General features: G+C 72.5%; 22 protein-coding genes. 9 read left to right on the top strand and 13 right to left on the bottom strand.

Annotated features, from left to right (window positions below; all coding sequences use genetic code 11):
• Window positions 1-17 precede the first annotated feature (17 nt).
• Window positions 18-227, top strand: a complete 210-nt coding sequence (locus ACWXWW_RS04120; protein WP_271174728.1) for a hypothetical protein — start codon at window positions 18-20, stop codon at window positions 225-227.
• 58 nt (window positions 228-285) lie between these two features.
• Here ACWXWW_RS04120 and ACWXWW_RS04115 read toward each other — a convergent pair whose 3' ends face one another.
• The 3 genes from ACWXWW_RS04115 to ACWXWW_RS04105 are packed head-to-tail and all read right to left on the bottom strand — an operon-like array spanning window position 286 to window position 3412.
• A complete protein-coding gene (locus tag ACWXWW_RS04115; RefSeq protein WP_271174729.1) occupies window positions 286-1128 on the bottom strand; it encodes a carbohydrate ABC transporter permease in 843 nt (280 codons plus the stop codon).
• On the bottom strand, window positions 1125-2018 hold the full coding sequence (locus ACWXWW_RS04110; RefSeq protein WP_282980503.1) for a carbohydrate ABC transporter permease: 894 nt from the start codon (window positions 2016-2018) through the stop codon (window positions 1125-1127). Before ACWXWW_RS04110 ends, ACWXWW_RS04115 begins: the two co-directional genes overlap by 4 nt.
• Window positions 2015-3412: an ABC transporter substrate-binding protein gene (locus tag ACWXWW_RS04105; RefSeq protein ID WP_455968905.1), complete on the bottom strand. Its 1398-nt coding sequence runs from the start codon at window positions 3410-3412 to the stop codon at window positions 2015-2017. The genes ACWXWW_RS04110 and ACWXWW_RS04105 overlap by 4 nt, the downstream gene beginning before the upstream one ends.
• Before the next feature lie 255 nt (window positions 3413-3667).
• Between ACWXWW_RS04105 and ACWXWW_RS04100 the strand changes: the two genes are divergently transcribed.
• Window positions 3668-4150, top strand: a complete 483-nt coding sequence (locus tag ACWXWW_RS04100; RefSeq protein WP_271174732.1) for a YciE/YciF ferroxidase family protein — start codon at window positions 3668-3670, stop codon at window positions 4148-4150.
• Between the two features lie 69 nt (window positions 4151-4219).
• Here the strand turns inward: ACWXWW_RS04100 and ACWXWW_RS04095 are convergent, their stop codons facing one another.
• From ACWXWW_RS04095 to ACWXWW_RS04085, 3 genes are read right to left on the bottom strand one after another with little or no spacing between them, the layout of a single operon-like run.
• On the bottom strand, window positions 4220-5884 hold the full coding sequence (locus tag ACWXWW_RS04095; RefSeq protein WP_455968904.1) for an ABC-F family ATP-binding cassette domain-containing protein: 1665 nt from the start codon (window positions 5882-5884) through the stop codon (window positions 4220-4222).
• A 47-nt stretch (window positions 5885-5931) separates the two neighbouring features.
• Window positions 5932-6609, bottom strand: a complete 678-nt coding sequence (locus ACWXWW_RS04090; protein WP_455968902.1) for a DUF6766 family protein — start codon at window positions 6607-6609, stop codon at window positions 5932-5934.
• A 9-nt stretch (window positions 6610-6618) separates the two neighbouring features.
• Window positions 6619-6750 (bottom strand): hypothetical protein, encoded by a 132-nt coding sequence (locus tag ACWXWW_RS04085; RefSeq protein WP_324012404.1) that lies wholly within the window; start codon window positions 6748-6750, stop codon window positions 6619-6621.
• 205 nt (window positions 6751-6955) lie between these two features.
• Here ACWXWW_RS04085 and ACWXWW_RS04080 point away from each other — a divergent pair, with 205 nt between their 5' ends.
• Window positions 6956-7435: an SRPBCC family protein gene (locus tag ACWXWW_RS04080; protein ID WP_455968900.1), complete on the top strand. Its 480-nt coding sequence runs from the start codon at window positions 6956-6958 to the stop codon at window positions 7433-7435.
• Window positions 7436-7488: 53 nt separating this feature from the next.
• A complete protein-coding gene (locus tag ACWXWW_RS04075) occupies window positions 7489-7815 on the top strand; it encodes a DUF7882 family protein (RefSeq protein ID WP_271174737.1) in 327 nt (108 codons plus the stop codon).
• 4 nt (window positions 7816-7819) lie between these two features.
• Here ACWXWW_RS04075 and ACWXWW_RS04070 read toward each other — a convergent pair whose 3' ends face one another.
• Window positions 7820-8128: a DUF7882 family protein gene (locus ACWXWW_RS04070; RefSeq protein ID WP_455968899.1), complete on the bottom strand. Its 309-nt coding sequence runs from the start codon at window positions 8126-8128 to the stop codon at window positions 7820-7822.
• 81 nt (window positions 8129-8209) lie between these two features.
• On the opposite strand from ACWXWW_RS04070, the gene ACWXWW_RS04065 reads away from it, so the two are divergent.
• Genes ACWXWW_RS04065 through ACWXWW_RS04055 form a run of 3 tightly spaced genes read left to right on the top strand, consistent with a single transcriptional unit; the run spans window position 8210 to window position 10289 of the window.
• Window positions 8210-8923, top strand: a complete 714-nt coding sequence (locus tag ACWXWW_RS04065; RefSeq protein ID WP_271174739.1) for a GTP pyrophosphokinase — start codon at window positions 8210-8212, stop codon at window positions 8921-8923.
• Window positions 8924-8941: 18 nt separating this feature from the next.
• On the top strand, window positions 8942-9427 hold the full coding sequence (locus ACWXWW_RS04060; protein ID WP_271174740.1) for a glutaminase: 486 nt from the start codon (window positions 8942-8944) through the stop codon (window positions 9425-9427).
• A 55-nt stretch (window positions 9428-9482) separates the two neighbouring features.
• Complete coding sequence (locus tag ACWXWW_RS04055; RefSeq protein WP_271174741.1) at window positions 9483-10289, top strand: tryptophan-rich sensory protein; 807 nt, start codon at window positions 9483-9485, stop codon at window positions 10287-10289.
• Between the two features lie 5 nt (window positions 10290-10294).
• On the opposite strand, the gene ACWXWW_RS04050 is transcribed toward ACWXWW_RS04055, so the two are convergent.
• A complete protein-coding gene (locus tag ACWXWW_RS04050) occupies window positions 10295-11026 on the bottom strand; it encodes a LysR family substrate-binding domain-containing protein (protein ID WP_455968897.1) in 732 nt (243 codons plus the stop codon).
• A 188-nt stretch (window positions 11027-11214) separates the two neighbouring features.
• Between ACWXWW_RS04050 and ACWXWW_RS04045 the strand changes: the two genes are divergently transcribed.
• Window positions 11215-11622, top strand: a complete 408-nt coding sequence (locus ACWXWW_RS04045) for a transferase (RefSeq protein ID WP_455968895.1) — start codon at window positions 11215-11217, stop codon at window positions 11620-11622.
• Between the two features lie 38 nt (window positions 11623-11660).
• Here the strand turns inward: ACWXWW_RS04045 and ACWXWW_RS04040 are convergent, their stop codons facing one another.
• Genes ACWXWW_RS04040 through ACWXWW_RS04030 form a run of 3 tightly spaced genes read right to left on the bottom strand, consistent with a single transcriptional unit; the run spans window position 11661 to window position 17530 of the window.
• Complete coding sequence (locus ACWXWW_RS04040; RefSeq protein ID WP_455968893.1) at window positions 11661-12089, bottom strand: rhodanese-like domain-containing protein; 429 nt, start codon at window positions 12087-12089, stop codon at window positions 11661-11663.
• A 60-nt stretch (window positions 12090-12149) separates the two neighbouring features.
• The gene (locus ACWXWW_RS04035) at window positions 12150-12950 is read right to left on the bottom strand and encodes a DNA-formamidopyrimidine glycosylase family protein (RefSeq protein WP_455968891.1); all 801 of its coding nucleotides are present in this window, start codon (window positions 12948-12950) and stop codon (window positions 12150-12152) included.
• The gene (locus ACWXWW_RS04030) at window positions 12950-17530 is read right to left on the bottom strand and encodes an ATP-dependent helicase (protein ID WP_455968890.1); all 4581 of its coding nucleotides are present in this window, start codon (window positions 17528-17530) and stop codon (window positions 12950-12952) included. The genes ACWXWW_RS04035 and ACWXWW_RS04030 overlap by 1 nt, the downstream gene beginning before the upstream one ends.
• A 253-nt stretch (window positions 17531-17783) precedes the next feature.
• Here ACWXWW_RS04030 and ACWXWW_RS04025 point away from each other — a divergent pair, with 253 nt between their 5' ends.
• The gene (locus ACWXWW_RS04025) at window positions 17784-20441 is read left to right on the top strand and encodes a hypothetical protein (protein WP_455968888.1); all 2658 of its coding nucleotides are present in this window, start codon (window positions 17784-17786) and stop codon (window positions 20439-20441) included.
• 51 nt (window positions 20442-20492) lie between these two features.
• Here ACWXWW_RS04025 and ACWXWW_RS04020 read toward each other — a convergent pair whose 3' ends face one another.
• Window positions 20493-22136 carry an ABC-F family ATP-binding cassette domain-containing protein gene (locus ACWXWW_RS04020; protein ID WP_455968886.1) on the bottom strand — a complete coding sequence of 548 codons (1644 nt, stop codon included), beginning with the start codon at window positions 22134-22136 and terminating at the stop codon, window positions 20493-20495.
• A gap of 245 nt (window positions 22137-22381) precedes the next feature.
• On the bottom strand, window positions 22382-23017 hold the full coding sequence (locus ACWXWW_RS04015) for an alpha/beta hydrolase (RefSeq protein WP_455968885.1): 636 nt from the start codon (window positions 23015-23017) through the stop codon (window positions 22382-22384).
• Window positions 23018-23063 lie beyond the last annotated feature (46 nt).

The following is a 23063-nucleotide window of genomic DNA, read 5'->3' as shown; positions in this document are numbered from 1 at the left end:
CGACGGAAGGAGCTGTCATGGCCGACGAACTGCCTCCCATCCGGGAGTGGTGGTCGCACCTCGCGGCCGAGGCGAAGGAGTTCCTCCTGGAGTACCCGGCGGCGCCGCTGGTCGGCACCGTCCGGCAGGAGGTCTCGAACGCATCGGGCGTGCTGGTCGAGGACGGGACGAAGCTCAGCGATGAGGACGTCCAGTTCATCCGCAGCGAGGCGGGCGCCGCAGCCTGACGGCAGCGCTCGCCTGAGGAGGCGCCCGGCGGCCGAGGCCGCCGGGCGCCTCCGCGCGTCACCCCTTCACACCGCCGGCGACGACGCCCTCCACGATGTGCCGCTGGGCGAGGAAGAAGAGGATGATCATCGGCACCGTCGTGATGACGCTCGCCGTGACGAGGATCTCCCAGTGCCACTCGCCGCCGAAGCCGAAGGCGTCGACGAGCGCCTTGAGACCTCGCGGGATGGTGAAGGTCGCCGAGTCGCGGAGGTAGATGAGGGCGCGCATGAGGTCGGTCCACACCGCCTGCACCTCGAAGACCAGCGTGACCGCGATGGCGGGGCGCGACAGCGGCATCGCGATGCGCCAGAACAGCTGCCACGCGTTCGCCCCGTCGACGCGAGCGGCGTCGAAGAGATCGCGCGGGAGCGACAGCATGAACTGGCGCAGGAGGAAGATGTAGAACGCGCTGCCGAACAGATTGTGCGCCCACATCGGGGTGAGCGTGCCGACCTGCCCGAGCGCGTTCCAGATGAGGAACGTCGGGATCATCGTCACCGCCCCGGGGAGCATCATCGAGCCGAGGACGAGTGCGAAGAGCACGCCGCGGCCGCGGAAGCGGTAGTACGCGAAGCCCCACGCGACCATCGCGCTCGAGAGCGTCACCGCCGTCGCCGCGAGCACCGTGACGACCGCGGTGTTGAGCAGCCACAGCGCGACCGGCGCCTCCTGCCAGACCTGCACGTAGTTGTCCCACGTGAAGGTCCGGGGGATGAGCCGGTTGTCGAACACCTCGCCGCGCGGCTTGAACGACGCGCTCACGAGCCACGCGAAGGGGTAGGCGAACACGATCCCGGCCGCGACGAGCGCGATCCAGGTCGCCCAGCGCCCGACGCGGACCCGGAGCCCGGCGGTCATCGCGCACCTCCCTCGTAGTACACGAGGCGGCGCGAGACGATCACCTGGACGGCCGTCACCACCATGACGATGAGGAACAGCAGCCACGCGAGCGCCGACGCGTATCCCATGTGGAGGAACTCGAACGCCTGCTGGAACAGGTAGATGACGTAGAACAGCGCGGCATCGTTGGCGTAGGTCGTGTTGCCCGCGCCGAAGAACGCCGTGTACGCCTCGTCGAAGGTCTGCAGCCCCGCGATCGTGTTCACGACGACGACGAAGAACAGCGCGGGACTGATCATCGGCAGGGTCACGCTCGTGAGCCTGCGCCACGCGCCCGCCCCGTCGAGCCGCGCCGACTCGTACAGCTCCTCGGGGACGCCGCGCAGCGCCGCGAGCAGGATGAGCACCGACGAGCCGACGGTCCACAGGCTCATGATGACGAGGCCCGGCTTCACCCACGAGCCGTCCGTCGTCCACGACGGCCCGTCGATGCCGACGGCGCCGAGCGCGGAGTTGAACAGCCCGCTCTGCCCGTTGAAGAGCAGGAGGAACAGGATGCCCACGGCGACCGGAGGGGTCATCTTCGGGAGGAAGAAGACCGTGCGAAAGAAGCCGGATGCCCGCCCCGCGCGCTGCAGCAGGACGGCGAGCACGAGCGACACGATCACGTAGGCCGGCACCTGGACGGCCGTGAAGAACAGCGTGTTGCCGAGCGCGAGCGAGACCTTCGGGTCGGAGAACAGCTCGGCGTAGTTGTCGAACCCGACGAACGACGGATCGTTGATGACGTCGTAGTCCGTCAGCGACAGGTAGGCGCTGTAGAGGATGGGCCAGGCGGTGAAGACGGCGAAGCCGATGATCCAGGGACTGAGGAAGAACAGAGCCGCGCGCGTCTCGCGCGCCCTCACGACCCCTCCTCGACCTTGGCCCAGGCCTCGTCGAGCGCCTCTTGGGCGGTCTCCTGGGCGCGGGCGAGCGCATCGGCCGCCTCTGCGTCGCCCGACAGCACGTCGTTGATCGCGTCGTTGAGCGCGGCCTCGAACTCCGCGTCGGCGGGGTTCGCCGGCAGGGTGAAGGTGTGCTCGTTGGCCTCGTAGACGGCCTCGACCGCGCTGTCCCACGGCTCCCCGCCCGAGGTCACCATCTCGCGGATCTGCTCGTCGGCCTCGGCATTGCCGGTGAGGATGCCCGTGAACGGCTTGCCCTCCTCCTCGCGGAGGTCGAGGCGAGCCTCGGCAGCCGCGATCCAGGCGTCGACCGACGTCATGGCGCGCGCCCAGCGGCACGCGGCCTCGGGGTTCTCGGCGCCGGACGGGATCGCCCAGGCAGAGCCGGACGCGTAGGCGATCGGCTCGCCCTCGTGGTCGCGGACCGTGTCGAAGACCATCGGCGCGTCCGGGGAGACGTCGTTGAGCACGTTGACGTACCACTGCTCCATCGGCATCGCGCCGAGGACGCCCGTCGCGAACTGGTTGCCCTCGCCGAAGAAGTCGGCGGAGTCGCGCAGCGCCTTGACGTCGCCGAAGCCGCCCTGCGCGTCGTAGATGCCGACGGCCCACTCGAGCGCCTCGATCGCCGCGGGATCGTCGAGGTTCGCCTCGCGGCCATCCTCGCTGAGCAGCTCGACGCCGTTGGCACGCGCCCACAGCGGGAAGAACTCGGGCAGCTTGCTGTCGACGCCGATCACCGAGAGCGAGCCGTCGCGCTGCATGAGCGCCTCGTTGGCGGCGGACATGGACTCCCAGTCCGAGCCGTTCACGTCGTCGACCGACAGCCCCGCCTCCTCGAGGAGGTCGGCGTTCGCCATCGTGATCTGCACGGTGTTGAACTCGGGCACGCCGTAGACCTCGCCGCCCAGCGTCACCTGCTCGAGCGCGGGCTCGACGAACGCGTCGGCGTCGATGCCCTCGCCGTCGAAGCAGCTGCCGAGGGGGAGGATGGCGCCGCGCGCGGCGAGCGATCCGATCTGGTCACGGTTGGCGTAGATGAGGTCGGGCGGGGACCCCGTCGCGGCGGCGGACAGGAACTGCTGCAGGTCGAGCTCGCCCTCCGTGAGCTTCACCTCGACGCCGTCCCCGAGCTGCTGCTCGGCGAAGTCCATGCGCGAGGTCGCGACCTCGTCGACGCCCGAGAAGCCCATGACCGAGAGCTCGCCGTCGAGGGTCGCGTCGGAGGAGTACTCGGCGTCGTCGGCGCCGCTCTGGCCGCCCGTGCCGACGGCGCATCCCGAGAGCGTCACGAGCGCCGCCGCGCCCACGGCGGTCGTGACGAGAAGCGGATGGGCGTGCCTTCGTGTGCACATGATGCGGCTCCTTCGCGATCGGCCCGGTCGGGGCCACTTCCTCCTCGGGTGCTGCGGCACCCGGACGGTGCCGAGGCTAGGAGCGGGCCGGGGCGCGGGGTAGCGGCTTGACAGAAGCGCTTCCATGGCGTTGACCGCGCATCGCGCGCATTAGCAGGGCGCGAGGTGCCCTGGCAAGCGGCTGGGCGGGAGCGGCGACCGCCCCTAGCGTCGAAGGCAGCCGGCGCAGGCCGGTCGTCGACAGAAGGAGGACGCATGAGCCAGGTCAACCTCGAGACCCCCGAGGACCTGCTGCGGCTGCAGCTGCGCACCGCGCTGACGATGGAGGACGACTCGCTTGCCGCACTCGGCGAGCTCGCGGAGGCCGCGGCGTCGCCCGATGTGAAGAAGCTGTTCCGGCATCACGCCGACGAGACGAAGCAGCAGATCGAGAACCTGAAGAAGGTCTTCCAGTTGCTCGAGGTGCCGGAGTCGACCGCCGCGTCCCCCAGCACGAAGGGCATCAGCAAGCAGGCCGAGTCGCTCATCGCGAAGACGGCGAAGCCGCTGCGCGACCAGGTGACCCTCTCGGCCGCGCTCGGCAACGAGCACTACGAGATGGCCGCCTACCAGTCGCTCATCATCCCCGTGACCGCGCTCGGTGCATCCGACGCGCTCAAGCTGCTCGAGGAGAACCGGGAGCAGGAGGTGCACACGAGCGAGGAGCTCGCGACGCGCCTCAAGGAGCTCGTGTCCTGAGAGCGTGAGGGGCGCGGGCGCCGGACGGCTGTGTGAGAGCCTCCGGCGCCCGTCGCCGTCTTCGCGGGGTCACCGCTCGGTGACGACGCCCGCCTCGACGTGCCAGCGCCGCTCGGTGCGCACGTTCTCGAGCATCCGACGATCGTGCGTGACGAGGAGCAGGGTGCCCTCGTACCCGTCCAGCGCGTGCTCGAGCTGCTCGATCGCGGGCAGGTCGAGGTGGTTGGTCGGCTCGTCGAGGACGAGGAGGTTCACGCCGACCGCCTGGAGCACGGCGAGGCCGGCGCGGGTGCGCTCGCCGGGGGACAGATCCCCGACGGGCCGCGACACGTGGTCGGCGCGCAGACCGAACTTCGCCAGCAGGGTGCGCACCTCGGCCGGGGTGAGCGCGGGGACGATCTCCTCGAAGCGCCGAGCGAGCGGCGTCGCCCCGGCCAGTAGCGAGCGCGCCTGGTCGATCTCGCCGATCCGGACGCTCGCGCCGAGGCTCGCCGAGCCCTCGTCGGGAGCGATCCTCCCGAGCAGCGCGGCGAGGAGCGTCGACTTGCCCGCGCCGTTCGGCCCGGTGATGCCGATGCGGTCGCCCGCGTCGACCTGCAGCGACACGGGACCGAGGGCGAAGTCGCCGCGCCGGAACACGGCTCCGGTCAGCGTCGAGACGACCGTGCTCGAGCGCGGCGCGGCGCCGATCGTGAACTGCAGCTGCCATTCCTTGCGCGGCTCCTCGACCTCCTCGAGTCGCGCGATCCGGCTCTCCATCTGGCGCACCTTCTGCGCCTGCTTCTCCGACGACTCCGTCGACGCCCTGCGACGCAGCTTGTCGCTGTCGGGCGCCTTCCGGAGCGCGTTCCGCACGCCCTGGCTCGACCACTCCCGCTGCACGCGCGCGCGGGCGACGAGGTCGGCCTTCTTCTCGGCGAACTCGTCGTACGCCTCGCGGGCATGACGGCGCGCGACCTCGCGCTCCTCGAGGTAGGCGTCGTACCCGCCGCCGAACACGCGGTTCGACGACTGCGCGAGGTCGAGCTCGAGCACGCGCGTGACGCAGCGGGAGAGGAACTCGCGGTCGTGGCTCACGAGGACGACGCCCCCGCGGACCCCCTTCACGAACGCCTCGAGACGCGCGAGGCCGTCGAGATCGAGATCGTTCGTCGGCTCGTCGAGCAGCACGAGGTCGAAGCGCGAGAGCAGGAGCGCCCCGAGACCCACCCGCGCGGCCTGACCGCCGGAGAGGGAGGTCATCGGGGTGCGGCCGGCAGCCTCGCCGTCCAGCTCGAGACCGAGGTCGGCGAGGACTGCGGGGATGCGCTCGTCGAGGTCGGCCGCCCCGCTCGCGAGCCAGGGATCGAGCGCCGATGCGTACGCGTCTGCGGGGTCGACGCCCGCGGGATGGGCGACCGGATCGGCGAGCGCCGCCGCCGCGGCCTCGAGCTCCGCGCTCGCCGCCTGGCACCCCGTGCGCCGCGCGAGGTACGCCGCGACGCTCTCGCCGTCGACGCGCTCGTGCTCCTGCGGCAGGTAGCCCACGAACGCGTCGGCGGGCGAGAGCGACACCGTGCCGGCCTGCGGCTCGAGCACGCCGCCGAGGATGCGCAGCAGGGTCGACTTGCCCGCTCCGTTGACGCCGACGACCCCGACCACATCGCCCGGGGACACCGTGAGGTCCACCCCCGAGAAGAGCGTGCGGTGGCCGTATCCGCCGGCGATCCCGCCGGCCACGAGGGTCGCGGTCATCCGGCCATCCTCTCAGACCGCGCTCGCACGGCCCTCGGAGGAGCGCGTCACTCCGACTCGATCGACGACTCCGCGTGCGGCGCTCCGACGGGCTTCGACTCGGCGGACCCGCGCTGGCGGAGGTAGATGGAGAAGGCGACCATGCAGCCGACCGCGAGGAACTCGGACTGCCAGTTCTGCAGCGTCCGGTTCCAGAACTCCGGCCCCGCGACGTACGCGAGCCAGGTCATCGCGGGCTCGCCGTGCTGCGCGGCCTCGTCGTTCGCGACCACGAGCCCGCCGAGCGACTGCGCGAACCAGGAGAGCACGAAGATCGCGCCCATGACGATGAGCATGGAGTTGCCGTACAGCGTCTGGCGCCAGTCACGCAGCTTCGCCCAGGCGGGGGAGTCGGCTCGAGCGTGCTCGCCCACGAGCTGCTCCTCGTCGGAGCCGGGGCCCTCGTCGTCGATGCGCTTGGACTCGGGCGAGCCGCGCTGGATGAGCCACACGGTCGCGAGGATGAAGAGGAAGAACTGCAGGAACTCGCTCTGCCAGTTCTCGGCGACGTCGACGAGGAACGCCGACGACGTGACGAACTCGCCGAGCGGGATCTCGGGCTGGCCGTGGCGGACGAGCTCCTCGTTGTTGTTCGCGTGGCCCACGAACGCCTGCCCGACGAGGGTCGCGACGAAGATCGCGAGGAAGAAGAGCGACAGCGCGTTGTCGCGGATGAAGCGCGGCATGGACCCTCCTCAGCGCCCGGTCAGCGGAAGGACGATCATGATCGCGAGTCCGACCGCGACGATCGAGAACCAGGACCAGAACACGACGCGCATCCCGACGGTCTCGTCGTCATCGGATGCGCCCTTGACCTGTGCTGCCATGCCGTCACCCTATGGCGCTTCTCCGCCGCGCGGGAGAGGTTGACGGCGCGCGACGCGCCCGGCCAGGACAGGGTGGGTGCCGCGCACCCAGCCGATACATCGCGAGCCCCGTCGCGTCAACCCGGGTGCCTGGTCAGGAGGCCCTGCCTAGCCTGGCTAGCGACGGGGCGGCGACCTGGGGACGGAACCGCCGGGAGGAGGCACCATGGCCACATCGCTGACGGCCGAGATCGACGTGGAGGCGCCGCTCGAAGAGGTGTACAACCAGTGGACGCAGATCGAGACGTTCCCGGAGTACCTCGGTGCGGTGAGATCCGTGCGCCAGATCGACGAGGTCCGCTCGCGCTGGTCGGTCACGATCGGCGGATTCACGGAGGATTTCTACGCCGACATCGTCGATCAGGTGCCGGACGACCACATCGTCTGGCAGAGCACCGACGGGATCTTCCATGTCGGGCGGGTCGACTTCGCGCGCGTCGAGAACGGCACGCGTGTGACGCTCCGCATGGTCTGGGAGCCGGAGGGGATGCTCGAGTCGTTCGGCGCCGCCATCGGCGTCGACTCCGCGCAGGCGCAGCGGGACCTCGAGCGGTTCAAGGAGTACATGGAGGCGCGCGGCACCGCGACGGGCGCGTGGCGCGGGGAGGTGCACCGGAATCGGCCCGGGCCAGCCGACGCGATCTGACTCCCCGTGACGAAGCCGTGATTTTCGACGCCTGTACCGGTTAGAGTCGCTTCGTGGGCAAATTCATCTACGGACTGGGCGGGGATTCCGTCGAAATGGACGACCGTACCCTTGCGCATCTGCGCATCGTGGTCATGAACAAGCTCCGCCGTTCCGAGCCCTTCATGTTCGACGCGTCCCTGGGCGAGGGCACGGGGCGTCGCAGCTTCTGGCTGCACCCCGCGGTGCCCCTGCAGTTCCAGTTCTCGGGCGGGCGCTCGCCGCGGCTCAACCGCGTGTGGCTGGATGAGCTCATGAAGGCCGCGAGCGGGCCGTCGGGGCTCACGATCATGCCCGAGCCGGCGGAGCCGGCCGAGGCGCCCGGCGGCGACCCGCTCTGACCCGTCAGCCGCGCGTCGGCGGCTCCTCGACGAGCTGGACGCCGCCGAGCGCGTTGGCCGAGACGGCGAGGTCCTCGAGCCACTGACGGTCGAGCTCGGGGGCGACGGGCTCCTCGAACTCGAAGCGCAGCGGGATCGCAGGGTGCACCCAGATGGTGCTGCGGCCCTCGGGCTCGCCCTCGCGGTGGCGCCACGAGACGGAGAAGCTCTCGTCGCGGCGCAGCTTGCTGATGATCACGACCTTGAGGTGAGCGAGAGCACGGTCTTCGACGGAGATCGGCGTCGCGGATGCGCCGTAGTAGAGAGTGCCCATGGCCCCAGGCTAACGCCGCGCCCGGGTGCTCCAGGCGGATCTCACAGGGATCCCATAGCGCGCGACCCTAGCGTGGGGCTCATGAGCTCGATCCCCGTCGACGAGGACATGCTGGAGCACGCTCGCTCGCTCCGCGATGAGATGCAGCGCTTCCTCAACGAGTATCGCTTCGGGATGCGCGAGATCGAGACGAAGCTCTCCATCCTCCGCGAGGACTTCGAGCACCAGCACGCCTACAACCCGATCGAGCACGTCTCGAGCCGCCTCAAGTCGATGGACAGCATCGCCGAGAAGGCCGACCGCAAGGGCATCGAGCCGACGATCGAGGCCATCCGCGCGAGCATCCTCGACATCGCGGGTGTCCGCGTCACCTGCAGCTTCGTGACCGACGCGTACCGGCTCTTCGAGCTGCTCGTGAGCCAGGACGACATCAGCGTGCGCGAGGTCAAGGACTACATCGCCCACCCGAAGGCGAACGGCTACAAGAGCCTCCACGCGATCGTCGAGGTGCCGGTGTTCCTGTCGACGGGCATGGTGTCGGTTCCCGTCGAGGTGCAGTTCCGCACGATCGCGATGGACTTCTGGGCGAGCCTCGAGCACAAGATCTACTACAAGTACGACAAGCAGGTGCCGGCGCGGCTCATCGACAGCCTGCGTGACGCGGCCGTCACGGCCGCCGAGCTCGACGACCGGATGGAGCGCCTGCACCGTGAGCTGCACGGCGAGCGCCCGGCCCCGATCGCGCCGCTGTCGATCCTCCCGCGCTCCGGCGGCGACGGGCCGACCGCCGCGTAGCGGACTATCGTGGGGCGGATGGACGACCTCCGCTCGCTGCTCGCCGACGCGCGCGACCGTCTTCGCGGCATCCCCCGCGAGGGTCTCGGGCAGCTGCGCGAGCCGGGGCGCCTGCGCGGAGCGCTCGGCGCGCGCCCGCGGATCGTGCGGGTCGGCGAAGGATGGCATCTCGGCGTCCTCCTGCTGACCGGCGACGGGCTCATCGCGACGGGCGAGATCCTGCGCGCCGCCGAGGAGGTGCGCCGCGGCTACGCGGCCGAGTCGCAGCGGCGGCGCGCGGAGCTGCGGGCGATGGCGTTCCGCGGCGGGTTCGCCGAGGGGGAGACGCTCCACCTCGGATGGTCCGCGATCGACGTCGACGCGGTCGCCGACGGCGGGGCGGATGGCCCGCTGTCGTGGCAGGACGGCGTGCTCAGCGTGCGCTGGTCGCCCGCGGGCTTCCTCCGCCCGCTGGCTCCCTACCTCGATGAGCAGATCGACCTGCTCACGGCGCCTCGCACCTGACCCGGGGTCTGTCAACCCCCGGAATCGGGGTCGGAGCGCTCGTTAGCGTGGGCAGATGACCCCCTCGTCTCCCGCACACGCGAACCGCAGCGACGTCGTCCGCCAGGTCGCCGTCGTGGCCGCGACGTGCCTCATGATCGCCGCGGCGATGGTCGGCGCAGGGCTCTTCGGCGGGACGCCCGTCCAGGATCTCCAGGGCGGCGCGCTCGATGTGGACGGCTCGTACCTCGCCCCCGCGCGCCCGGCGTTCTCCATCTGGTCGGCGATCTACATCGGCCTCGTCGCGTATGCCGCGTGGCAGGCGCTTCCGCAGCAGCGGGCAGACGTCCGCCAGCGTGCGATGGGCTGGTGGGTCGCGGCGTCGGAGGTGCTCAACGGGCTGTGGCTGCTCGCGGCGCAGTTCGCCGACCTGCCCACGACTGTCGCGGTGATCTTCGCGCTCGCGGGAGTGCTCGCCCTGGCCTTCCATCGCGCCGTCCGCACAGCGCGGGAGGGCCTGCTGCCCGCGCTTCTCATCGACGGCGTCACGGGCCTCCACCTCGGCTGGGTCACGATCGCAGCGGTCGCGAACACGGCCGCGTGGCTCACCCGGACGGCACCGGAGGAGTGGGCCGACGCGGCCGCCGTCGCGGGCGTCGTCGCGCTCGCGGTGATCGCGATCATCGCCGTCGGCATCGGGTGGCGGGGCCGCGGCCGCCTGGCGCCCGCCCTCGCGCTCGCCTGGGGGCTCTCGTGGCTCGCCGTCGCACGGCTCTCGGGCGAGCCGGCGAGCACCGCGATCGGCGTGACGGCAGCCGCAGTCGCGGTGATCGCGCTCGGCGCGACGCTCGCCTTCCGGTTCTCGCGGAGGGCGGCGTCGTGACGACCTCAGCGGGAGGAGTTCGCCGTGCGCCCGCGGATGATGCCGACGAAGTCCTGGATGTCCGCGGAGTCGCGGTCGCGCCGCCACGCGAAGACGACCGACGAGACCGGGCCGCCGACGAGCGGCCGGTACGTCACGTCGCGCCGGTGGTGCAGCCGGGCGAGGGACATCGGCACGATCGCGATGCCGACGCCCGTGGCGACCGTCGCGATCGCATCCGCGGTCGTCTCGATCGTGTCGAAGCGCGGGGGCACGGTGGCGGGGAGGTCGAACGGGCCGAGCACATCGTCGCCCGGCACGATGAGCACCGAGCCGTCGAGGTCGGACGCCTCGAGCTCGTCGACCACCGTGAGGTCGGACTCGCTCGACATGACGACGACCGGCACCTCGTCGTACAGCGCGATGACGTGGAGGCCGTCGTCATCGATCGGGCGTCGCGCGATCGCGGCGTCGACGCGGCCGTCGTCGAGAGCCGTGCGCTGCTCCGCGACCTCGAGCGGCACGAGCTCGAGGGCGACCTCGGGCCGGCGGCTGCTCCAGCGGTCCACCCAGCGACCGGGAGTCGCGCCGGGCACGGCGCCGAGACGGAAGGTGCGGGGCGCTTCCGGCTCCGGGGCGGGCGCCGTCTTCGGGGCGGGGGGCGTGCGCCCGGGAGCGCGTCCGCCTGTGGACCGGCCGCGCGCACCGCCGCGGGCGGCGCCGCCGCGGCGAGGTGCCGATCCCTTCCCGTGCGCCATGCCGCAAGCCTACGCGGGCCGACCCCGCGAGGCGATCTGACCATCCGATTCCGCCGATCAACACCAGAATGCCCCCGTCGAGCCGGGTGCATCGAGCAGCAGCGAAAGCGTCCATTCAGGGGAATACCTGCCGGGACGCGGGCGTTGTCGCAGATGTCCGGCCTCGCCCGGGGCCGCAGAAGGGCATCGTGGGAAAGAACTACGTCGACATCGAGAATGACCACGGCGAACTGCTGCGCTATCGCAAGCACGTGAACGGACGTGGACTGATCGCCACAGGAGCGAAGGTCCATCCGGACGCGCGTGTGGAAGCGGGCGCTTATGTCGAACCGGGGGCGCGGATCTCCGCGGGTGCGCGCGTCGCGCGCGGCGCGTGGATCGACGCCAACGCGCTCATCGGGCCGAAGGCGACGATCGAGGTCGGGGCGCACATCGGCCCCGGCGCCATGATCGGCGCGAACGCCCACATCGGCGTGCGCACGACCGTGGGAGAGGGTGCGCGTGTCGCGCCCGGCTCCCGCATCGGCGACGACGAGAGCATCCGGGACGGCGCAGCCGTCGCCACCGACCGCAAGGGCTTCCTGCTCGCCGCATGAGGCCGCACGGCCCCGGCTCAGCCGGGGCCGTCTCGCTGTCAGCAGGCGCAGGACGGCGCGGCGACCGGCGCGACGAGCGGATCGGCCGCGCGGACGACCGGGCCGTCGGCGCTCTCGACGGGATAGCCCTCGCGCGACCAGTACTCGAAGCCGCCGATCATGAGGCGCACGTCGTAGCCGAGCTGCGCGAACGCGAGAGCGGCCTTGTCTCCGCCGTTGCAGCCCGGGCTCCAGCAGTACACGACGACCGGAGTGCCGTGCGGGATCTCGGCCGAAGCTCGCGCGGCGATCTCGCGCGTGGGCAGGTGGATCGCGCCGACCGCATGACCCTGATCCCAGGCGGCCTGCGAGCGCGTGTCGACGAGGGCGAACGCGGTGCCCTCCTGCTGGTCGGCGAAGACGTCGGACGGGTCGGTCTCGAAGGAGAGCTTCGCGCGGAAGTGGGCGGCGGCTGCGGAGTTCGTCATGGCACGCACGCTATCGGCGAGCCGGATGGCCGCCGCGCGATCCGCTCGCATCTGGCAGGATCACGCCGCTGATCCGCCGTCATCGGCCTCGGGCTGGCAGCGCGGGCACCAGTACACGCGGCGCTCGCGGGTGGGGTCGGGCCCCATCGCGGTCTTGCGGATGGGCGTCCCGCAGCGACGGCACGGCTGCCGGTCGCGCCCGTAGACCCACATCGCCCGGCCGGGGCGCGCGTCTCCCGTGAACGAGCGCGTGCGCTGATCGACGTTGCGCCGGATGGTCCGTGCGCCGAGCGCGACGAGGGCCGCGGTGTCGACCTCGGACATCGGGCGCGTGGGGGCGATGCCGCGCAGGAAGAGCAGCTCGTTCACGTACTCCGTGCCGAACCCGGCGACGTTGCGCTGGTCGAGGAGCGCGACGTGCGCCGCGCGTCTGTCGGCGGCGAGGCGCCGCGCGGCCTCGTCCGGGTCCCAGTCGGGGGCGAGCGGGTCGGGTCCGAGGTATCCGACCGCCGCCTCCTCGTCGCGCGTGAGCAGCAGCTCGACGATGCCGAGCTCGAATCCGACCGTCTCGACGCCGGGTGCCGAGACGATCGCGCGCGCCTGGTAGGCCGGGCGGCGCCAGCGGGCGCCCTGTGCGTACACATGCCACTCGCCCTCCATTCGCAGGTGCGTGTGCAGCGTGTGCTCGCCGATGCGGTGGAGGAGGTGCTTGCCGCGCGCGACGACCTCGTGCACGATCTCGCCGCGCAGGTCGGCGGTCGCCGCCTGCGGCACACGGAGGTCGAACCGCGTGACCACGCGGCCGGCGAGGGCGGCGTGCAGTCGACGCGCCGCGCGGTGGACGGTATCGCCCTCGGGCATCAGCCGCGTTCCCGGCGCAGCGTGAGGCCCTTCGTCGACTCGACGAACCCCGCCGCGCGCAGAGCCCGGCCGAGCGTCGTCCCGAAGACGAACTCGCCGTTGACCTGCTCGACGGTGAGGGTCTCCAGCCGCCGCGATCGTGCGGTCGCGACGAGGTCGCGGCACGCCGCGGCGAGGACTTCCTCGTCGTCGGCGAACTGGAGCACCGTGCGTCCGCCGCGCTCGAGGTACAGGACGAGGGCGCCGTCGACGAGCACGACGAGGCCGCCCGCCTTGCGGCCCGGGCGGTGCTTGACGGCCTCGAGCGCGGGCCAACCGAGTGCCGCGCCGTAGGGGTTCGCGGGGTCGGTCGCCGCGAGCGTGAGCGCGCGCAGGGGAGCGGGCTCGGGCACGGCGGCGAACTGGCGCAGCCGGTCGATCGTCGAGGACGCCGCGAACTGCGCCGCGCCGAGCTGCTCGATGAGGTAGCCGCGTCGGCAGTGGCCGGCCTGCTCGAAGCCGGCGAGGATGCGGTAGACCTGCGCGAAGCCGCCCGGCACCTGCTCGCTCTGCACCGATCCGCGCGTGACGACGCCGTAGCGGTCGAGGAGGAGCGACGCGCTCGCGGTGGCCCGCGCCGCGGCATCCGGCTCGGGCCGGGGGACGAGCGACCAGCGTCCGCCGAGCGCGGGCGGCCGCGGCGGCGCCGAGGTCGTCGGGCGGAAGGTCGCTCCTCGGTACATCCGCGCGCGAGGGGTGCGGCGCGCGACCTTGTGGCTCTGCGAGCCGCCGCCGAGGAGCGTGCGCAGCGGCGCGAACGTGTCGTTCGTCACGCGCCCCGTCCAGACGAGGTTCCAGAGCGCCTCCACGACCGACTGCTCGTTCTCGGCTCCCGTCGCCTCGCGCAGCTGGCTCGCGAAGTAGGCGCCTCCGCCCGCGAGCGCCGCGACGAGCTGCGCCTCGAGCGAGCCCTCGGCGAGCTCGCCGTCGACGTCGGGGACCGTGAACGAGGCCGCGTCTGCGGGGTGCAGCGCGATCCATCCGTCTCGCCCCGGCAGGGATCCGTGCCCCGACCAGACGACCTCTCCGGTCGCGGTGAGCTCGTCGAGCATGGACGGCGCGTAGTCGCGCACCCGCGAGGGCAGGACGAGCGATTCCCAGGCGCTCGCCGGGATCGGGACGCCGGCGAGCTGGTCGACGACCGCGACCACGCCGTCGATCCCCTCGAGCGGGCGCACGATGTGCTGCCAGTCGGGGAGGAAGCGCGCGTAGGCGTCGGGCGCGACCGGCTCGACGCTTCCGCGCAGCGCCGCGAGCGAGCGCATCCGGATGCGCCGCAGCGCCTCCGCATCGCACCACTCCACCTCGTCGGAGAGCGGCACGCCGTCGCGCTCGGGCAGGAAGAACCCGCTGGACAGCCGACCCTGCGCCTCGAGTCGCTGCAGCGTGTGGCGCGCGACCGCAGCGCCGACACCGAGACGCGTCGCGACGGCGTCGGTCGTGAACGGCCCGTGGGTGCGTGCGTACCGCGACACGAGGTCGGCGAGCGGATCGGCGACCGGCTCGAGGAAGGCGACCGGGATGCCGACGGGGAGCGCGGTGCCCAGCCCGTCGCGGAGGCGCCCCGCGTCCTCGATCGCCGCGAAGCGGTCGGCTCCCGCGATCTGCACGCGGATGGCGCGCCGCGCGTCGACGAGGGCGGCGAGGTGCGCGGGCGCGTCGGCGGCGTCCTCGAGGCGCGCGGCGACCTCGTCCGCCGCGAGCGGGCCCAGCACGCGCAGCAGGTCGGCCGTGCCCTCGACGCCGCGCGCGCGGCGGTCGGGCGCGAGCCGCTGCGCCTCGGCCTCGTACTGCGCGAGCACGTCGGGGTCGAGCAGCTCGCGCATCTCGACCTTGCCGAGGAGCTCGCTCAGGAGCGCGGGGTCGACGGACAGGGCGGCGGCGCGCCGCTCGGCGAGCGGGGAGTCGCCCTCGTACATGAACGCGCCGACGTAGCCGAAGAGCAGATCGCGCGCGAAGGGCGACGGCTGCGACGGCTCGGTCTCGATGAGCCGGATGCGCCGCTCGCCGATCCCGCGCGCGACGCGGAGCAGCGCGGGCAGGTCGTAGACATCCTGGAGGACCTCGCGGAGGGTCTCGAGGATGATCGGGAAGGTCGGGTGGCGCTTGGCCACCTCGAGCAGGGCCGCGGAGCGCTGGCGCTGCTGCCACAGGGGCATGCGCTTGCCCGGGTTGAGGCGCGGCATGAGGAGGGCGCGGGCCGCGCACTCGCGGAACCGCGACGCGAAGAGGGCGGAGCCGCCGACCTCGTCGGTGACGATCTGCTCGAGCTCGTCGGGATCGAACACGAACAACTCGGCGCCGGGCGGCTCGGACTCGGTGTCGGGGATGCGCGCGATGATGCCGTCGTCGCTCGCGACGGCGGATCCCTCCACGCCGAGGCGCTCGCGGATGCGCGCGTTGACGGCAAGGGCCCACGGCGAGTGCACGTGCATGCCGTAGGGGGAATGCAGGATGATCCGCCAGTCGCCGACCTCGTCGCGCCCGCGCTCGACGGTCAGCGTGCGGTCGGTCGGCAGCGTGCCGGTCGCCTCGCGCTGCTCGGCGAGGTACGCGAGGAGGTTGCCGCGCGCCTTCTCGTCGAGGCCGGCCTCGACGAGGCGCTGCTCCGCGCGGTCGGCGGGAGCGCTCGTGATCTCGCGCGAGAAGCGGCCGAGGGCCTCGCCGAGCTCGGCGGGGCGGCCCAGCCCGTCTCCGTGCCAGAACGGGACCTTGCCCGGCTGGCCGAACGCGGGCAGCACGTTGACGCGATCGTGCGTGATCTCGACGATGCGCCAGCTCGTCGTGCCCAGCGTGAAGACGTCGTTCACACGCGACTCGTAGACCATCTCCTCGTCGAGCTCGCCGACGCGCGCGTTGCGAGTCTCGCCCGCGATGAAGACCCCGAACAGGCCGCGGTCGGGGATCGTCCCGCCGCTCGTGACGGCGAGGCGCTGCGAGCCGGGGCGCCCGGCGATCGTGCCGGCGTCGCGGTCCCACACGACGCGGGGCCGCAGCTCGGCGAACTCATCGGAGGGGTAGCGGCCGGCGAGCAGGTCGAGCGTCGCCTCGAAGGCGCTGCGCGGCAGGGTGCGGAACGGGGCGCTGCGCCGGACGATCTCGTACCACCGCTCGACCTCGATCTCGCCGAGCGCGGAGGCCGCGACAGTCTGCTGGGCGAGGATGTCGAGCGGGTTCTGCGGGACGGCGATCGCCTCGATCTGGCCATGGAGCATCCGCTCGGTGACGATCGCGGTGTGCAGCACGTCGCCGCGATGCTTCGGGAACAGCGCGGCGCGGCTGATCTCGCCGACCTGGTGGCCCGCGCGGCCGACCCGCTGGAGGCCGCTCGCGGCGCTCGGCGGCGCCTCGACCTGGATGACGAGGTCGACCGCGCCCATGTCGATGCCGAGCTCGAGGCTGCTCGTCGCGACGACGCACCGCAGCGCACCCGACTTGAGCTCCTCCTCGACGACGGCGCGCTGCTCCTTCGAGACGGATCCGTGGTGCGCCTTGGCGAGCACGGGCTCGGCGCCCGCCGTCTGGCCGGCCTGGGCCATCATCGCGGCGGGGACGGCGGGATCGGGCAGGTCGAGGCCCAGCCGCTCGGCGTAGATCTCGTTGAGGCGGCCCGTCAGGCGCTCGGCGAGACGCCGCGAGTTGGCGAACACGATCGTCGAGCGGTGCGCGAGCACGCGGTCGACGATCGCCTCCTCGACGTGCGGCCACACCGACCCGGTGATTTCGGTGGTCTCGGGAAGGAACCAGTCCTCGCCGTCCTCGCCCTGCTCGGCGCCGGAGGGCGGCGCGCTGCCCGCGGCCGGCGGCGGGTTCTGCATGTCGTCGATCGGCACCGTCACCGACAGCTCGAAGGTCTTCGACGCCTTCGGCGCGACGATCTCGACGGGGGCCGAACCGCCGAGGAACCGCGCGACCTCGTCGATGGGGCGCACGGTCGCCGACAGCCCGATGCGCTGCGCCGGCCGCTCGAGCAGCTCGTCGAGACGCTCGAGGCTCACCGCGAGGTGCGCGCCGCGCTTGGTCGCCGCGACGGCGTGGACCTCGTCGACGATCACGGTGTGCACGCCGCGCAGGGTCTCCCGCGCCTGGCTCGTGAGCATGAGGTAGAGCGACTCGGGCGTGGTGATGAGGATGTCCGGCGGGTGCCGGACGAGCCGCTGCCGGTCGGCCGACGGGGTGTCGCCCGAGCGCACCCCCACGCTCACGGTCGGCGCCTCGATCCCGAGACGCCGCGCCGCCTGCGCGATGCCGACGAGCGGCGAGCGCAGGTTGCGCTCGACGTCGACGCCGAGGGCCTTGAGCGGCGAGACGTAGAGGGTGCGCGTGCGCTCGGCGTCGTCCTGCGCCTTCTCGCGGAACACCTGGTCGATCGCCCACAGGAACGACGACAGGGTCTTGCCGGAGCCCGTGGGCGCGACGACGAGGGCATGGCGGCCCTTCGAGACGGCATCCCACGCGCCGCGCTGGGCGTCGGTCGGCGCCGCGAACGCGCCGCGGAACCACTCCCGCGTCGCCTCGCCGAACCGATCGAGCACATCCACGCAACCATCCTCTCCCGGACCGCCGACATCCGGCTCGGTCGATCGCGGTCTGGTTCACCCGACCCGGAGCAGGAGGAACCGCCCATCGCAGGACGGCTCCTGACGGATCGTCCTTCTCTCGGCGGATTCTCCTGCTCCCACGGCGACGCGGCCCGCGCAGCATGTGGGATATCGGTGTCATCGGAATTGCGCGGTGTCGGCGGACACCGATATGTCTAAGGAGCGCGACCGCGCACCACCAGGGGGGAATCACATGACCATGAACGACCATCCGCCGTCCTCGGACGACGTCCAGCCCGAGCCGCCGGTTCCGCCGGTCGAGCCGGAGCCCATCCCGCCGGTCGAGCCGGAGCCCGCGCCGCCGGTCGAGCCGGAGCCCGCGCCGGCCCCGCCCGTTGAACCGGCTCCCGAGCCGCCGGTCGAGCCCGGCCAGCCCGAGCCGCCCGCCGAACCCGGCCCGCCCCATCCGCCGGCGCCGCCCGTCCCGCCGCTCCCGCCTCAGCCCGGACCGCCGGAGCCGCCGCAGGCCGCGTCGCCCGACGGCGCCGCGCCCGCCGTACCCGCGGCGGTCCTCCCGTCGCTGCGCCCGACGCAGCTGCCGCGGACCCTGCTCATCGGCGCGCTCACGACCGCGGGGATCGCCCTCGGCACGACGATCGTCGCCGGCCTCCTGCTCGCCCTCGCCGCGATCGCGCCCCTCGCCGAGGCGCTCGAGAGCATGGGCGGCTCGAGCGCCTCGCCGGACGCCGGCGCGGGCGTGCTCATCGGCTTCGTCTTCGTGTGCGCCGGACTCGTCCTGGGCGGCGAGATCAGCGTGCAGCTGGGCGGCTCCGCCGGCATGTTCAGCGCGTCCGGCGGCGGATCCGCGTGGGTCTTCCCGCTCGTCCTCACCCTCGCGGTCCTCGTCGTCACCGCGTGGTGGTCGTGGCGTCTCGAACGCCGCGATCCGCAGCAGACCGTGTGGCATCGGCTCATCGCGAGCGCCGCGGCGGGACTCGCCGCATCGCTCGTCCTGCTCCTGCTCGTCGCGATCCTGTCCCCGCGCGTCGAGGAGGCGGGATCATCCTTCCTGCTCACGAGCGCGGGCTTCCGGCTCGTCGCGGTCGGCACGCTCCTCCTCACCGCGGCCGGCTTCCTCGGTCGCGAGCTCGGGCACCGCACGGCGCAGGGCGAAGGTCTGGTGGCGGCCATCCGCCGGAACGTCGAGGCGCTTCCGGCGATCGTCCGCGAGCCGCTCGTGGTCGCGACGATCTTCGCGGTGGTGTTCACCCCGCTCGCGATCATCGGCGGCGCGATCGGGCTCGTCCAGCAGGACATGGCCGGCGCCATCCCGCTCCTTCTCGTCCTCTGCCTGAACGTCGCCGCGGCCCTCGCGGTGATCGCCCAGCTCGGCGGCATCGAGGCGAGCGCGGGCACGAGCGGCTTCGGCGGCGTGAGCGAGCTCTTCACGGTGTTCGGCGCGGGGCAGTGGTGGCTGTGGCTCGCCGTGCTCGTCGCGCTCGTCACGGCGGTTCTCGCCGCGGTGCGCATCGGAGTGCGACGGCCGCGCGGCGCGCAGGTCGACCTCGCGCGGATGTGGCAGCTGCCCGCGGGCGCGCTGATCGGATGGATCGTGTTCGCGCTGCTGCTGTTCGGTGCGTCGGCCGCGGGCGCAGGCAGCATGATGTTCTTCTCCGGCGAGGGGACGGTCGCTCTGTCGATCGCGTGGTGGTCGCTGCTCGTCCTCCTCGTATGGGCCGCCGCGATCTCGTTCGGTGCGCAGGTGCTGCCGGCGCTCGTGTACGGGCTCTCGCCTCGCCTGCTGGAGGTCATCGGCGGGCGCGCGGCTGTCGCGACCTGGCTCTCCGGCGGCGCGCCGGCGCCGGTCGCGGGCGGCGCTGCCGGCGAGGCCGCGGTGACGGCTCCGGCCGCGCCGCCGGCACCGCCCGCTCCGATGAGCCCGCGCACGAAGAAGGCGCTCGCGTGGACGGGCGGGGCCGTGGCCCTGGTGGCGGTGCTCGGCGTCGGCGCGGCCGTCACGCTGTCGGTCGTGAACGCCGGCCGGGGGCCCGCCGCCGCTGTCGCGCAGTACGTCGGCCTCATCGCCGACGGACAGGCGGAGGCCGCGAGTGCGCTCGTCGACCCGAATGTCTCGAACGCCGAGCGCGCGTTCCTCACCGACGAGGTGCTGTCGGCCGCGGCGGAGCGCATCTCCGACGTCGAGGTCGCGGACGGTGCGGGCGAGGGAGACGTGCGATACATCGACGTGACCTACCGTCTCGACGGCGTCGAGCAGAGCGCGTCGCTGGAGGTGGAGCGTCTCGACAACGAGTGGCTCGTGCTCGAGCGCTGGCGCGTCGCGACACCGCTGCTGACCGAGGTCTTCGTGTACGCCGACGGCGGCGGAGCGCGGATCGGCGGCGTGGACGTGCCGTTCGACGAGTCGGGCCAGGCGACCGTCGCGGTGTATCCGGGCGCCTACGACGTCGAGCCCGCCTCGTCGGCGTTCTTCGAGGCCGATCCGGTCCGCGTGATCGCGGCAGGTCCGGCGGGCTTCGAGGGCGGGGCCGCCGAGATCGACTTCCGCCCGACGTCGGCGCTGCAGGACGAGGTCGACGCGCAGGTGAAGGCCCTCCTCGACGGATGCGCCGAGCAGGCCGTCGGGCAGCCCGAGGACTGCCCGTTCCAGGTGTACGTGTATCCGGACGACACCCCGGTGACGTGGAGCATCGCGTCGTACCCGTCGATCGAGATCGCGGAGGACGGCACGTACTTCACCGCCTCGGAGGGCGTCGCCGAGGCGACCTACATCGACTCCGGATTCTTCTCGGACGACGAGGAGGTCACGCAGGAGCGCGACATCTCCTTCAGCGGCGGCATCGAGATCGACGGCGACGCCGTGACGGTCACCTCCGACGGCTACTGGTGGTGACCGGGTGACGGCGGCGGCATGTGCCGCCGCCGTCACCTCTCCGGTCGCCCGTCAGGCGACCGGGGCCAGCTCGCGCTCCGACAGCCGCCCGTCGCGCAGCTCGAGCACCGCATCGGGAGCGAGCCGCGCGAGGAAGGATTCGTCGTGGCTCACGATGAGCACCGCGCCCCGGTAGGCGCGGAGCGCGTCGAGCAGCTGCTCGGCCGTGTCGATGTCGAGGTTGTTGGTCGGCTCGTCGAGCACGAGCAGCTGCGGCGGCGGGTCGGCCAGCAGCAGCCGCGCGAGCGCCACGCGGAAGCGCTCGCCGCCCGAGAGGCTCCCCACCGGGCGCTCGACGGTCGCTCCGCGAAGGAGGAACCGCGCGAGGCGGTTCCGCAGCTCGCGGTCCGGCGTGTCCGGCGCGGCCGCGCGCACGGCGTCGAGCACCGACGCCTCCTCGACGAGACCGTCGACCCGCTGCGGCAGGTACCCGACGTGCTCGACGTGGAGCTCGGCGTGCAGGCCCGCGACGAGCGGTGCCTGCTCGGCGTCCCGCGTCGGAACGGCGTCGTCGCACCACGCGACCGGAAGGCCGAGCAGCCTCCGCAGCAGCGTCGACTTGCCCGCGCCGTTCGGCCCGGTCAGGGCGATGCGCTCGGGACCCTGCACGACCCACGAGCGCTCGCCGTCGCCGATCGTCGCGACGCGGCGCCCGGCGGCCACACCCGGATCGGGCAGGTCGATGCGCACCGCGTCGTCGTCGCGCAGGCGCCGTTCCGCGGCCTCGTGCGCCTCCCGGGCCGCCGACTCCTTCTCGCGCATCTCGGTGCTGAGACGACCTGCTGACACCTCGGCGGCCATCCGCCGGCCGTGCGAGACGATCTTCGGGACGCGCTTCTCGGCCTCGGCCTTCCGCGCGGTGCGTGCGCGGCGGGCGAGCTTGACCTCGGACTCGATGCGCTGGCGCTTCTCCTTCCTGAGCGCCTTGTCCGCGTCGCGCTCGGCCTGCGCGGCGGCCTCCTGCTCCGCGTCGAGCCACGCTCGCCACGCGGAGTAGGGCCCGCCGAACACGCTGAGCTCGTCGCGGTACAGCTCGGCGGTGTCGTCCATGAGCTCGAGCAGCTCGAGATCGTGCGACACGACGACGAGCGCGCCGCGCCATCCCCGCACCATGTCGTGCAGCCGGAGGCGCGCGTCGCGGTCGAGGTTGTTGGTCGGCTCGTCGAGCAGGGTGATCGCGGCGGAGCGCAGGCGGATGCCCGCGATCGCCACGAGGACGGCCTCGCCTCCCGAGAGGCTCCCGACCGTGCGGTCGAGCGCCTCGGGCGGGAGCCCCGCGTCGGCGAGCGCGGCGTGCGCGCGCGACTCGATGTCCCAGTCGTCTCCGACGGCGTCGAAGTGGGCCGGGTCGATGTCGCCCGACTCGATCGCGCGCAGCGCGGCGAGCGGACGGGCGATGCCGAGGAGCTCGGCGACCGGGCGGTCGACATCGAGTGTGAGCCGCTGCGGGAGGTAGGCGATGTCCCCGGTGCGGACGATGTGGCCGCTGGTCGGGGTCAGCTCGCCGGCCGCGAGCCGCAGCAGCGTGGACTTGCCGGATCCGTTCCGGCCGACGAGGCCCGTGCGTCCGTCGCCGAACGTGCCGGACACGTCCGACAGGGCGACCGAGCCGTCAGGCCAGATGAAGGAAAGGTGATCGAGAGTGAGAGCGGGCATGAGGGACCTCCGGTGTGCGAGTGTGCGGATGCACTGACACCGGACGCTCGCCGAAGGACTTCGGCGGACGGCTCTAGGCGGGTCCGAGAGAAGGACCGGCCCGGTTGTTCCGAGGGAGAACGGCGAGCGTCGACGGTTCAGCGCGTGAGCGCGTGAGCGTCGATCAGCTTCAACGGATTCTCCAGACCTCGGGGACAGGACCCGACCACTGTACACACTCCGTCGCGGGCGCGCCAGGGTCGGCGTCAGATCCGCTTCTCGAGGAACACCCTCAGGTCGTCGAGCTCGGCCGGCGACACGGCGTGGCCGAGGCCGGGGTAGATGCGCCCGGCGAGGTCGGCGTGCGCGGGCAGCCAGTCGGTCGTGTGCACGATCAGCCCCTCGGGGATGACGGTGTCGTGCGTCCCGCGGCCCCAGAAGACGGGAGGGCGCCGCTCGGCGAGCGCCGCGTCTCCCTCGAGCTCGCCCGGGGTGACGTAGCCGGAGAGATTCGCGCAGAACGCGAAGCGCTCGGGTGCGAGCCGCATGGCCTGCAGCGAGATCGCGCCGCCCTGCGAGAAGCCGATGAGGCCCACGACGGCATCCGGGCCGAGCGCCGCGTCCACCCACTCGAGGAAGCGGCGGGCGGCCTCGGTCGTGCGCTCGGGCGAGCGGCCCTCGAGGCCCTCGATCGGGTACCAGGAGTAGCCCGGCTGCGGCCACGGCATCCCGAGCGGGGCGCGGACCGCCGCGTACACGAAGGCGTCGGGCAGCATCGTCGAGAGCCCGAAGAGGTCGCTCTCGTCGGCGCCGTAGCCGTGCAGCAGCACGATCACGGGCCGGCCGTCGGGCTCTCCTGACCAGCGCACGACGGCGTCGTCCAGAGCAGGCGTCGCTTCCATGGTCTCCATCGTGACGCACGTCGGCGACATCCGGGGTAGAAAGGAC

It is taken from the genome of Microbacterium sp. KNMS, from assembly GCF_053851835.1.
Note: the sequence above shows the minus strand (reverse complement) of the source record. Positions and strands in the feature narration are given on the sequence as shown.